This is a genomic window from Methanobrevibacter sp. (assembly GCF_045644645.1).
Taxonomy (GTDB): domain Archaea; phylum Methanobacteriota; class Methanobacteria; order Methanobacteriales; family Methanobacteriaceae; genus Methanocatella.
On sequence record NZ_JAZRHE010000129.1, the window covers coordinates 1 to 11,772 of the forward strand.

At 35.6% G+C, this 11,772-nt stretch carries 12 protein-coding genes and 1 riboswitch; of the genes, 7 read left to right on the forward strand and 5 right to left on the reverse strand.

Annotated elements, in window-relative coordinates; all coding sequences use genetic code 11:
* The 3 genes from gatA to ACKI4K_RS07420 form a co-directional block, all read left to right on the forward strand.
* Nucleotides 1-1,270, forward strand: a 1,270-nt coding sequence (gene gatA, locus ACKI4K_RS07410; protein WP_407423766.1) for an Asp-tRNA(Asn)/Glu-tRNA(Gln) amidotransferase subunit GatA, incomplete at its 5' end; no start/stop codon positions are given.
* 106 nt (nucleotides 1,271-1,376) lie between these two features.
* Nucleotides 1,377-2,870, forward strand: coding sequence for a DJ-1/PfpI family protein (locus ACKI4K_RS07415; RefSeq protein ID WP_407423768.1), 1,494 nt, complete (start codon nucleotides 1,377-1,379; stop codon nucleotides 2,868-2,870).
* Nucleotides 2,870-3,283, forward strand: coding sequence for a hypothetical protein (locus tag ACKI4K_RS07420; protein ID WP_407423770.1), 414 nt, complete (start codon nucleotides 2,870-2,872; stop codon nucleotides 3,281-3,283). The genes ACKI4K_RS07415 and ACKI4K_RS07420 overlap by 1 nt, the downstream gene beginning before the upstream one ends.
* Here the strand turns inward: ACKI4K_RS07420 and ribB are convergent, their stop codons facing one another.
* Nucleotides 3,284-3,967 carry a 3,4-dihydroxy-2-butanone-4-phosphate synthase gene (gene ribB / locus ACKI4K_RS07425; protein ID WP_407423772.1) on the reverse strand — a complete coding sequence of 228 codons (684 nt, stop codon included), beginning with the start codon at nucleotides 3,965-3,967 and terminating at the stop codon, nucleotides 3,284-3,286. It abuts the gene before it with no gap.
* A 51-nt stretch (nucleotides 3,968-4,018) separates the two neighbouring features.
* Nucleotides 4,019-4,151: riboswitch (FMN riboswitch) on the reverse strand.
* A 45-nt stretch (nucleotides 4,152-4,196) separates the two neighbouring features.
* Complete coding sequence (locus ACKI4K_RS07430) at nucleotides 4,197-4,571, reverse strand: DUF120 domain-containing protein (protein WP_407423774.1); 375 nt, start codon at nucleotides 4,569-4,571, stop codon at nucleotides 4,197-4,199.
* Nucleotides 4,572-4,770: 199 nt separating this feature from the next.
* Here ACKI4K_RS07430 and tfrA point away from each other — a divergent pair, with 199 nt between their 5' ends.
* The gene (tfrA, locus tag ACKI4K_RS07435) at nucleotides 4,771-6,414 is read left to right on the forward strand and encodes a fumarate reductase (CoM/CoB) subunit TfrA (RefSeq protein WP_407423776.1); all 1,644 of its coding nucleotides are present in this window, start codon (nucleotides 4,771-4,773) and stop codon (nucleotides 6,412-6,414) included.
* On the opposite strand, the gene ACKI4K_RS07440 is transcribed toward tfrA, so the two are convergent.
* Together ACKI4K_RS07440 and ACKI4K_RS07445 are read right to left on the reverse strand one after the other, a co-directional pair.
* Nucleotides 6,407-7,711 carry an amidohydrolase family protein gene (locus tag ACKI4K_RS07440; protein WP_407423778.1) on the reverse strand — a complete coding sequence of 435 codons (1,305 nt, stop codon included), beginning with the start codon at nucleotides 7,709-7,711 and terminating at the stop codon, nucleotides 6,407-6,409. The genes tfrA and ACKI4K_RS07440 overlap by 8 nt on opposite strands.
* A 44-nt stretch (nucleotides 7,712-7,755) precedes the next feature.
* On the reverse strand, nucleotides 7,756-7,962 hold the full coding sequence (locus ACKI4K_RS07445; RefSeq protein ID WP_407423780.1) for a histone family protein: 207 nt from the start codon (nucleotides 7,960-7,962) through the stop codon (nucleotides 7,756-7,758).
* Nucleotides 7,963-8,189: 227 nt separating this feature from the next.
* Between ACKI4K_RS07445 and hisG the strand changes: the two genes are divergently transcribed.
* Genes hisG through pyrB form a run of 3 tightly spaced genes read left to right on the forward strand, consistent with a single transcriptional unit; the run spans nucleotide 8,190 to nucleotide 10,481 of the window.
* A complete protein-coding gene (gene hisG, locus ACKI4K_RS07450) occupies nucleotides 8,190-9,050 on the forward strand; it encodes an ATP phosphoribosyltransferase (RefSeq protein WP_407423782.1) in 861 nt (286 codons plus the stop codon).
* On the forward strand, nucleotides 9,047-9,553 hold the full coding sequence (locus ACKI4K_RS07455; RefSeq protein ID WP_407423784.1) for a flavodoxin family protein: 507 nt from the start codon (nucleotides 9,047-9,049) through the stop codon (nucleotides 9,551-9,553). Before hisG ends, ACKI4K_RS07455 begins: the two co-directional genes overlap by 4 nt.
* A complete protein-coding gene (gene pyrB, locus ACKI4K_RS07460) occupies nucleotides 9,546-10,481 on the forward strand; it encodes an aspartate carbamoyltransferase (protein WP_407423786.1) in 936 nt (311 codons plus the stop codon). The genes ACKI4K_RS07455 and pyrB overlap by 8 nt, the downstream gene beginning before the upstream one ends.
* Here pyrB and ACKI4K_RS07465 read toward each other — a convergent pair.
* Entirely contained in the window at nucleotides 10,474-11,646 is a 1,173-nt protein-coding gene (locus tag ACKI4K_RS07465; protein ID WP_407423788.1) for a Cdc6/Cdc18 family protein, read from the reverse strand. The genes pyrB and ACKI4K_RS07465 overlap by 8 nt on opposite strands.
* Nucleotides 11,647-11,772 lie beyond the last annotated feature (126 nt).

The following is an 11,772-nucleotide window of genomic DNA, read 5'->3' on the forward strand; positions in this document are numbered from 1 at the left end:
GAACGACATGGCTACGATCCGACTTTATGAAAATGCATTATCAGAAGCTGAAGCTATTGATGAAAAAATTGCAAATGGTGAAGACGTCGGTGCTTTGGCTGGTTTAGTATTCGGTATAAAGGCAAACATTAATGTCGAAGACATGATTATATCAGCGGCTTCCAAAACCTTAGAGGATTATATCGGAAGTTACAATGCGACTGTTGTCAATGAAATTAAAGCAGAAGACGGAATTATCATTGGTATTCTAAACATGGATGAATTTGCAGCAGGAAGTTCAACTGAAACCTCCTACTACGGACCTACACAAAATCCGGCTGCAATGGGAAGAATCCCTGGAGGTTCATCCGGAGGATGTGCTGCAGCTATCGCGGCAAAAATGTGTGACATTTCAATTGGATCAGACACCGGCGGGTCTATCAGAAACCCGGCTTCACATTGTGGTGTTTTAGGATTCAAGCCAACTTACGGTGCGGTTTCGAGACAAGGACTGCTCGACTTATCCATGAGTCTAGACCAAATTGGTCCTTTAGCAAATGATGCAAGTGGAATTGCTTTGGCATTAAACACAATTGCAAAATATGATGAAACCGAATGTACTACCCTTGATTGGGAAAAACCAGATTTCACCGAAGTGTTAACCGATACATCCTTAGAGGGAATGAAAATAGCTGTATGTAGTGAATTCATTGATGTTACTGATGATGAAATCAATAAAACAGTAAACAAGGCCATTAAAAAATTAGTTGATGCGGGCGCTGAACTCGTTGAAGTGAGTTTTGATTATATCGACTTATGTCTACCGACATACTACCTTATCAACTATGTAGAATTCTTCTCAGCAACCAGAAAATACGATGGAAGGGACTACGGTTCAAGGATTGAAGAGGTATGTGGGGATGAAGTTTTAAGAAGAATCAAAATAGGTTCACATATTGCCGAAGCCGAATTCAGTGGTAAATACTACAAGCAAGCATTGAAAGCAAGGTCTGTAATCAGGGGAGAAATTACTGCAATGCTTGAAAACGTTGACCTGATTGTAGGACCTACAGTTCCAAAACTTCCTCACGAAATTGGAACTGAATTAGAACCAATGGAAATGTATGCCTATGATATATTAACAGTAATCGCTAACTTGGCTGGAATTCCTGCAGCAAGCATACCGGCCGGTGAAGTTGATGGCATTCCTGTAGGATTGCAAATCCAGGCTAAGCCATTGGATGACTTAAAAATAATTAAGGCTATGAGTGTGTTCGAAAACACTCAATAGTTCTTCTCTTTTTTTGCTTTTGAAATAATGTAAAATATTTATTACATATGATCGACCTTAAATTTTATACTGATAAAATACAATAGATTATCAAGAGGTAATTTTTATGACAAGAATCGGACTTGCTTATGTTAGTGGAGCCGTTCCTGGTTTTGAAGACTTCGGAAACCTTCCAACAGATATCGTGAAGGAAAACGGACTTGTTAACGGCAATAAGGCTTCAAAAGAGTTGGATGCTCTGATTATCCCCGGCGGTACATTGATCGAATCCAATGACATCAACATGGATTTGAACAGTGAAATTAAAAAAATGGCTAGAGATGGAAAACCGATAATCGGAATCTGTGCCGGTTTTCAGCTGCTTTCAAATCAGATAGACATCGGAAGAAAATCTCCAGTTCCCATTATAAAGGAAGGCCTGGGAATAATTGATGTGAATTTCTCACCATTGATTACAAGTGACAGAGTTAAAGCTAAAGTATTTGACAACTCCTTTTTAGTAAAAAATCAAACTGAAGATGTTGACGGTTTTCATACGCATACATATGGTAAAGTTGAAGGAGATGCAAAACCATTATTCTACTCTAAAGTCCAAAGAATGAATTATGGTGATACAAACGAAAAGGGTGATTACAACATCTTTTCAGGAGCATGCAACGATGACGGTAATGTGATTGGAACCATGATTCATGGCATACTCGATGAAAACCCAATTCTTGTAGAAAATTTAAAGAATCAAATAGACATGCAAAATCCCGACGACATTTACAATAGAAACAAAGAAGTGAAAAAATTCCTGCAATCCGAAGTCGGAATAAATAGTGGAATAAAAATACCTCAAATAACCCCAAACAAAAAACCTAAATACCTGATGATTGGAAGTAACGGGTCTGATTCCGGTAAAACATTTATCCTAACAGGCTTAGCAGGTGCAATTAGAAAAAGAGGTTATAAAGTAGCTCTTCTTAAGGTGGGTCCGGATGTCAGAGACATTATACCCGGATTATATTTGACAAAAGGAAAAATGGAAGAATTTGCATCAGTGAAAATCGGACATTTAGGTTGGCAGGATATTGAATCTACAATAAATCAGCTGAACAATTCCGACTATGATATTGTATTGATAGAGGGAGTGATGAGTGTATTTACTGGACTGTTGAATGAAAAGGTACCGTTTTCAGCTGCAGAAATTGCAATGTCATCCAAAATACCGATAATTCTTGCAACAGGAGTCAACAAGGGAGGAATAGAATCTGCTGCGGTTGATATAGTGGCCCATGCAAACATGCTGAACACCCTTGGAGTCGATGTTGAAGCAATATTATTAAACAAAGTATACAATGACAATATATTCGATACGGTTGTTCCGTATATTAAAGAAAACACCAATGTTGAAAACATATTAAAACTCCCCAAACTCAAATCAGCTGACATGAGAGGATTCATTCCCGAAGTGGAGATAAGATATGAACTGTTCACAAGCCATGCAATGGATTTAATCGAGGAAAACCTAAATATCAATGAAATAATAGCTATGGCACGCGAAGTCGAATTTGAAAAGATCTATTCATTTGATGAAATCAAAGGCAAAGTGATATAATGGCTCTTAACTTAAGTCCCGAACCAAACGTTAAACTAACAAAAAAAGACAGGGCACATGTCCTTAAGAAAATGAAGCAAGGCTGGAAAGCCACATGCCTGATTCCAGATTATGTTTTCGATGAAAACGGCGATGTTCAAATCGGACTGGATAAAAACCGTCGAATAGTAAGGATTGTCAAGATTTTGGATGATGGAATCCACATTGAAAAAGCATTGAAAAGCAAAAACTTAAGGGTTAAATGGGAAAAGATAGCTTCAATTAATTCATCAAAAGAAGTAAAGGATGGTTTGGAAATACAAATGCGTGACGGCAAATATATAGCCTTCAGCATGTACAATTCCTATAAGGTAAAGCAGAATACGGAATTCATTGCCAATTACATAGCTAAAAAGGCTAATGAGAGGAATTAATCATTCCTCTAAGTATTTATTAATGATGTCTTCTCCTCTAAGGAGAACCAATCCGTTATTTTCTGCATATTTGCGAGCATCTGCAACGGATGTGGCCTGTCCTGTTTCGCCATCCATCATCTCACAGACAACGCAGACTGGGGTGACTCCAGCCATTTCACATAATGCAAGACCGATTTCTGTGTGTCCCTGCCTGTTTTTGACAAGACCTTCTGCCCCTCTTAAAAGACATACATGACCCGGTGATCTAAATGTTGCACCGAACTCGTCAAACCTTTCCTCCTTCATCATCAATGCCATTTCACTGATTGTCATTGCTCTGTCATGGTCGGTTACGCCAGTGAAGGATTTTCTATGGTTTGTCCATACTGAAAATGAAGACCTTTCATCATAAGGGATGTCAGTTGGCGCCAATTCGGCCAATTCAGGATATTTTTCAGTTGCCGCCTTCATGATATCAACCATGAACGGCAGGTGAATGGCTTCACAAAAATCAGCATGCAAGCAATTGCAGATCAGTCCGCCTGCATCATTTCTCATTGTTGCGATTGATTTGGGGGTTACAAATTCGGAAGCGATAATCATGTCAACTTCCCCTTCCCTATCGTCATCATCAAAAACCAGAACGAATTCACCGTTTCTAATGGCTTCCAAAGCCTTATCTAAGTTTGTTTCTTGATTCATAGTAACACTCCTTATTGTACTAGAACCAGGGCTAAAAATAACTAAATACTATTATCTTCTCTTCCATCCGGACTATCACCGTCGGTTTTGGAATCTCACCAAATCAACACGTTATTTGTGCTCGTGGACTTATTTTATTAAAATCACCACCGGTGGGGAATTCCGCCCCGCCCCGAGAACGTATTATCAAATATATTCATTATGTATAAAATACTTTTTGGTATAAATCCTAAAATTCGAGAGATACAATATCCCCATCCTTTAGATTCAATTCGTCCCTTAATTTATTTTCGGCAATGAATTCCAAATAATGTTCTTCATGAGTAGTCTTGGCCGGGAAAACAATGGCTCCTTCAATTTCATCATTTAAAACAGCTTTGATATATTTCACAGCGCCAAAACCCTCATCCGGTTTAATAATATTTTCACAATTATCCTTGATTTCATTAATTTCGTCCAAATACTCTTCACTGACAATAACATTTAATGTTCCGGGATAAGGTATAAAACCCAAATTCTTATTAAATTCATTAGTATAAAAATCCTGTGACAGAAAATAAGCCGCTTTTCCCAAACCAGTTGTAACCTCACCATCAATTTTCATGAAAAAACCTCTAATTAAAACAAATGATTTGAAATCATGTCAATAATTTTTGATTGTAAATCCAATATTTTTAAACATTGAAGAAATGTTGTATCTTTTAGTTAATATGATGCACATGATTAATATATTTAAAGTAAAAAAATTTAAAAAATATCATAAACATAAATAGTATTACAAATTGTTTTACAGGGTAATGGAAATGGAAATAAAAACTATCACATCAGATGTGCTGATAATTGGATCTGGAGGGGCCGGTTCCAGAGCGGCCATTGAAGTGGACGAAGCAGGACTGAAACCCCTCATAGTTTCAAAAGGTCTTTCATTTAGATCCGGATGTACTGGAATGGCCGAAGGCGGATACAATGCCGTTTTCAAAACCGTTGATAAGGACGATTCAATAGAAGCCCATAAAAAGGACACTCTTAAGGGTGGAAGCTATCTCAACGATGAAAGGCTTGTTGAGATTTTGGTAAACGAATCACCTAAAAGACTGATTGATTTGGAAAATTTCGGGGCTCTGTTTGACCGCCAGGAATCCGGTGAAATAGACCAAAGACCATTTGGTGGGCAATCTTTTAGAAGAACATGTTATCAAGGGGATAGAACAGGTGCAGAATTGTTAAATGCACTTAAAGAAGAAATCATTAGACGGGACATCGAATGTATTGAAGAAGTGATGATAACATCTCTTGTATGTGATGGCACACAAGTTGTTGGAGCAACAGGATTGAATCTAAAAGATTCAAGTTTAATTTATTTCCAGGCAAAAGCTACTATATTGGCCAGCGGAGGAGCTGGTCAATTATACCCTGTAACCTCAAACACTTTCCAAAAGAATGGAGACGGCTTTGCAATAGCCTACAGAGCCGGAGCAAGTTTAGTTGACATGGAACAAATTCAGTTCCACCCCACAGGAATGGTCAAGCCCGATTCCAAAAAGGGAGTTCTTGTAACCGAGGCCGTGAGGGCAGAAGGAGGAAAACTTCTCAACAAGGACGGCGAAAGGTTCATGTCAAAATACGCTCCCGAAAAGATGGAATTGGCTACCCGTGATGTTGTTGCCCGTTCAATCTATCAAGAAATCATTGAAGGAAGGGGAACAGAAAACGGAGGGGTCTATCTTGACATTTCACACTTGCCGGATGATTTGATTGATGAAAAACTTGAAACAATGGTATTGCAATTTGAAAATGTCGGCGTTGACATCAAGCACGAACCTATAGAAGTGGCTCCAACTGCACACCACTTCATGGGCGGGTTGAAAATCAATACCGATGCTTCAACTTCCCTTGAAAACCTGTTTGGTGCAGGAGAGGTATGCGGTGGAGTCCATGGAGCAAATCGTTTGGGCGGTAATGCCTTGGCCGATACCCAAGTGTTCGGTAAGATTGCCGGTGAAAGTGCATCCAAAGCGGCTAAAGAAACAGAACTGAAAACAAACGAGAAAACGGTTGAAAAAGAAGCTTCAAAAATTGAAGGATTGATTAAAAATGGTTCAATAAAGCCTCAGGACTTTAAAAACAGAATCAAAAGCCTTATGTGGGAAAAGGTAGCTATCGTAAGAGACGAAAAAACTTTAAATGAAGCTTTAAAAGAACTTCAGGAAATGCAAAAAGAACTAAATGACCTGAATGTCAACGATAAAAAACAATACAATACCGAGTTGGTGACTGCTCTTGAAGTAATAAATATGGTTGAAATATGTATTTTAACCGTAAAATCAGCAATATTGCGTAGAGAAAGTAGGGGAGCTCACTTCAGATCTGATTTCCCTGAAAGCAAGGATGAATGGAAAAAGAGTATAATTATAAGTAAAAATAAAATAGAATTTGAAGCTAGATAGCTTCTTTTAATTCTTTTATAGCTATTCTAGCTTTTTTGTAAATTTCCTGTTCATCTAAGACAACCAATTTTTTATTTTCCATTAATATTTTACCATCGCAAATAGTAGTGTCCACATTAGAACCGTTTGCTGAGTAAATAATGTTGGAACTTAAATTGGAACTATTTGGAACCATGTTGGCTGAATTAGTGTCAATCAAAATAATATCCGCTTTCTTACCGACTTCAACGGAACCGATTTCATCTTCAAGACCCAAAGCTTCTGCACCTTTAATGGTTCCCATAGCAAGTGCCTCATCAGAAGTCAAAACTTTAGGATCAAGAGTGGAAACCTTCTGAAGTAAACTGGCTGTTTTTAGCTCTTCAATCAGATCTAAATTATTGTTTGAAGAAGCTCCATCGGTTCCTATACTTACACAAATATCATTTTCAATCAATTTAGAAACTGGAGCAATTCCTGATGCCAATTTCATGTTACTGCATGGGTTGTGTGAAACTTTAACATTGTTTTTCTTAATTATTTCAATCTCATTGTCACTTAACCATACGCTATGTGCAGCAACAACATCCGGGCCTAAAAATCCAATCTTGTCCAAATATTCAAAAGGTCTAAGACCCTTTTCATCCAAGATGTCATTGATTTCCTTTTGGGTTTCTGAAACATGAATATGAATACCCATATTATATTCATCAGCCAATTCGCGGACCTTAATCAGCAATTCCTCTGAAGCAGTATATGGTGAATGAGGTCCAAAGAATACCTTGATTCTTCCATTGGCCATTCCATTACAATTTTCAAATAATGAAAGATTTTCCCTGATTTCGTTTTCTCTTTTTTCTGCATCACCAAAATCAATCATTCCATATGATAAGACTGCTCTGATTCCTGCCTCATCAACTGCACGAGCAACATCCTCCATATAAAAATACATGTCATTGAAAGTGGTTGTTCCTGATTTAATAAGCTCAACTGCTCCAAGCAATGCTCCAATATAACAATAATCTTCATTAAGGTTTGCTTCCATTGGCCAGATATGGTCATTCAACCAGCTATCCAAACTCAAATCGTCTGCCAAACCTCTAAATAAAGCCATTGACAAATGAGTATGAGTATTCACGAAACCTGGAAGTAATATTTTTCCGCTGGCATCAATGACTTTTTCCACATTGCTTTCATCAATTTCATCGGAAATTTCTGAAATTACATTGCCTCTAACTAAAATTGACTGTTTCTTATCTTCAAAATTATTCGGGTTTAAAATTAATGCATTTTTGATTAATATAGAATTATCATCCATAATAACACCTAAAAAAATAAAAAAAGTAGTTAAAAACTTAAAATCTATAAGTTTTTAATAGCTAATTTAATATCTTCAGCTTTGATAGTTTTACGTTTTGCAATTTTAGCAACTTGAGTAGCTTCTTTAGCAACGTCACGAGCAACTTCTTCAACGTATGCTGCTAATTCAGCTTTAGCATCTTCACTTACTCTTTCTGCGCCAGCTTCTTTGATGATTCTAGCAATAGGAGCTTTTGGTATTTCAGACATAATTTTCACCTCACTAAAATTTATTAAAAACTTAAGACTAATTAAGTTAATCTTAAGTTAGATATAAATTAAATATGACTTAATATTTAAATATTTTGCTAAAATTGGCTATTAAAACAAAAAATAAGAAAAAATATATTAAGAAATTCAAAATTAATTTATATATAAATCATAAATAATATTATTAATAAGAATATTATCATATTAAAAAAAATGGAAAGATTACAATGAAAATAAAAATTGCTATTCCATCAAAGGGAAGAATAAGTGAGCCCTCAATTAACATTCTAGAAAAAGCGGGACTCGGATTAAAAGACAAAGAAAGTAGGAAATTAATTTCAAAAACTTTTAATAAAGATATTGATGTGTTGTTCGCAAGAGCATCAGACATTCCTGAATTTGTCCAAGACGGAATAGCAGATTTAGGAATTACCGGTATAGACCTAATAAAAGAAAATGAAGCTGATGTAATAGAGCTCCTTGACTTAAAATTTGGAAAAACTAATCTGGTTTTGGCGGCTCCTGAAGACTCAAACATAGCTTCAATCAATGACATTACACCCGAAATGACAGTTGCTACCGAATTTCCAACATTGACCAAGGAATATTTAGAAAAAAATAATTTGAACTTAAAAATTGTAAAACTGAGTGGTTCAACTGAAGCTGCCCCATTCATAGGTGTTGCCGATTTGATAACAGACCTGACAAGCACTGGGACAACACTGAAAATGAATCATCTTGAAGTTGTTGACACAATTCTTGAAAGTTCAATTGTTCTAATCACAAACAAAGAAAGCCTTGAAGAAAAAAAAGAATTAATAGAATCAGTCAGTACAAGTATTAAAGGGGTCCTGGAAGCTGCACGTAAAAAATTATTGATGATGAATGTAAAAACAAAAGATTTGAATTGCGTTAAGGAAGTTATGCCATCAATGGGTGGTTTAACAATATCTGATGTTTTGTCTGAGGAAGAAACCGTTGCAGCTCAAGCAGTTATAGATGAAGATGAGGTTTTTGAATTAGTGAATAAACTAAGAAATGCTGGTGCAAAAGACATCCTTGTCGTTCCTATTGAGAGAATCATATGAAAATTGCAATAATATACTCAACTTCCAGTAAAAATACGAAAAACGCTTGTAAAATATTATCCAATAAAATTAAAGCTAGTGTACAATTGATTCCAATTGAAAAAGCAAAAACGGCATGTCTGTTAAAATATAATTTTATCATACTGGCCGGATCTGCATACAATGGAAAAGTCCAGAGTGCACTGAAAAGATATATATCAAGAAACATGAAAACATTGAAAGAAAAGCCGATAGCCCTGGTAATGAACTGTGAAGAGGGAATCGATACAAAAGACAGATTTAACAAAACATTCTCAGAGGAACTGGTTAATAAATCTCACATTTCATCAAATTTTGGTTACGAATTGGATCCAAGTGAGGGAAACTTTATTGAAAAAAGAAAAATAAATAGTATAATTAACGATTACAAAAAAGACGGTAAAAGTCTTCCAGTTTTAAATATGAATGAAATAGATAACTTTGCAAATTACATTAATGATATGATTGATAAAAGGGTTGATTAAAATTTTTAAATTGAAAAACATTATCTCTATAAAAGATTTCGAAAGGGAAGATATTGATTACATTCTTGATGAAGCTGAAAAATTGGAAAATATTGCAAAATCCAAAGAAGTGTCAGAAGAACTCAAAGGAAAAATTTTAGGTTTGATGTTCTTTGAACCTTCAACAAGGACAAAATTATCTTTTGAAACTGCTATGAAACGTTTAGGTGGAGATGGAATAGGTTTTGAAAATAGCGGATCAAGTTCTGTGTCTAAAGGTGAAAGTATTGCCGATACCGCAAAAATGTTTGAAGGATACAGTGATGCACTGGTAATCAGACACGAGCTTGAAGGAGTGTCAAAATTTATTTCAGATATTGTCGATGTCCCTGTTATCAATGCTGGAGACGGTGCAGGACAACACCCAACACAAACCCTGCTCGATTTATACACAATCAGAAAAGAGATTGGAAAAATTGACGATTTAAGAATTGCATTAATCGGAGACTTAAAATTTGGCCGTACAGTTCACTCCCTTTCAAATGCACTCTGCCTATATAATAACGTTAAAATATACATGGTATCTCCTCAAAAACTTAAAATGCCACAGGAAGTGCTTCATGATTTGGATAAAACAAACATTGACTATGAGGAAGTGGACAGTGTTGAAAGCATTATTAACGACGTGGATGTGTTATATGTAACCAGAATTCAAAAAGAGCGCTTTGGAGATATCAATGATTATCTAAAAATAAAAGGAGCTTATGTTATCAATAAAAAAATGCTTGAAGGCAGGGATGTCATTGTAATGCATCCGTTGCCAAGAATCGATGAAATAGATACTGATGTTGATGATACTGAATATAACAAATACTTCACTCAAGCATTCAATGCCGTTCCTGTAAGAATGGCAATTTTAAAAACATTGATTAAAAACAACCCTAAATAGAAAAGAGGGTTGTTTCAAGTAAAACTTCATCGCACTGCAGCTTGATAATATTGGTTCTTCCTTTTCCACGACCACGTGAAATGGTATTAGTTGAAATGATTCCCAATAATTCAAGATCATTAATAAAGTCGAATATTCTTCTGTATGTTACAGCATCTTTTTTAGAAAGATCCTTATATTCATCATACAATTTTCCAGAAGTTATCTCTTCATCTTGTTTAGTCAAATTTAAAACAGCTTCCAAAAGTCTCTGCTGCTGTGAAGGTAAAGTTTGAATAATTTCGGTTACTTTATTGTGTTCAATTCTATCTTTTGCTCTTCTGACATGATCGCTATTGACTTTATCTGAATCTTCATCGACAGCTAATTCACCTGCATTCTTAAGTAAATCCAGGGCATATCTTGCATCACCTTCCTCTTTGGCAGCCATGGCGGAACACAATGGAATGACATCTTTTTCCAAGACATCCTCATTAAACGCCAATTCGGCCCTTTCAGACAGAATATCTGACAATTGATTAGCGCCATATGGTGGGAACACAATTTCCCTATCATTTAAACTGCTTGTAACCCTAGCCTTAATTAAATTTTTAAAGTCTAAATAATTACTAATAGATAAAACAGAAACGTTGTCTGTCCTTGTTAATGTGTACAATATACCGTCACCATCCTTACCAAGCAAAATATCAATTTCATCCAAAATAACAATTAAAATCAATTTTTTGCCAAATGCATTTGTTTTAAATATGTCTCTAAATGTGTTGACAATTTCTCCTTTGGTCCAACCTCTATTAGGAACATCCCTTCCAAGTTTTTGACATAGCTGGGCAAGAACCTGATATTCGGTAGTATAATCTGTGCATCTGATATATTCAACCTTGACAAAGACATTTTCATTTCTGGCAGCGTCGATTAGTTGCTCACGGGCAAATTTAGAAGCTGCAGTTTTTCCAGTACCTGTTTTTCCATAAAGAGTGACATTTGAAGGAGTGACTTCATCTAATGCATCAACCCAGTATTTGGCAATTTCTCTAATTTGATCCTCCCTGTGAACCAATTTTTCAGGTAAAAACTTATGATCTAAAGGTGTCTTATCTTTAAATATATTTTTACCCAATGATTCATTCTGTTCTTTTTTAATATCAACAAAAATGTTTGATTCCATGATAACACCAGTATCAGTCAGTGATAATTTTTAAGTAAAAAATTTGAAAAAAATTATAAGTTATATTTCCAGTGATAATATATTAAAAGTGCCTATAAATAAAGGTTTTTATTACAATATTGATAA

Excerpts from the sequence above, each read along its gene's own strand:
- ACKI4K_RS07420 (WP_407423770.1), top strand. The coding sequence starts at position 2,870 with ATGGCTCTTAACTTAAGTCCCGAACCAAACGTTAAACTAACAAAAAAA.
- ACKI4K_RS07430 (WP_407423774.1), bottom strand. The coding sequence starts at position 4,571 with ATGAAAATTGATGGTGAGGTTACAACTGGTTTGGGAAAAGCGGCTTAT.
- ribB (WP_407423772.1), bottom strand. The coding sequence starts at position 3,967 with ATGAATCAAGAAACAAACTTAGATAAGGCTTTGGAAGCCATTAGAAAC.
- ACKI4K_RS07455 (WP_407423784.1), top strand. The coding sequence starts at position 9,047 with ATGAAAATTGCAATAATATACTCAACTTCCAGTAAAAATACGAAAAAC.
- ACKI4K_RS07445 (WP_407423780.1), bottom strand. The coding sequence starts at position 7,962 with ATGTCTGAAATACCAAAAGCTCCTATTGCTAGAATCATCAAAGAAGCT.
- ACKI4K_RS07440 (WP_407423778.1), bottom strand. The coding sequence starts at position 7,711 with ATGGATGATAATTCTATATTAATCAAAAATGCATTAATTTTAAACCCG.
- hisG (WP_407423782.1), top strand. The coding sequence starts at position 8,190 with ATGAAAATAAAAATTGCTATTCCATCAAAGGGAAGAATAAGTGAGCCC.
- tfrA (WP_407423776.1), top strand. The coding sequence starts at position 4,771 with ATGGAAATAAAAACTATCACATCAGATGTGCTGATAATTGGATCTGGA.
- ACKI4K_RS07415 (WP_407423768.1), top strand. The coding sequence starts at position 1,377 with ATGACAAGAATCGGACTTGCTTATGTTAGTGGAGCCGTTCCTGGTTTT.
- ACKI4K_RS07465 (WP_407423788.1), bottom strand. The coding sequence starts at position 11,646 with ATGGAATCAAACATTTTTGTTGATATTAAAAAAGAACAGAATGAATCA.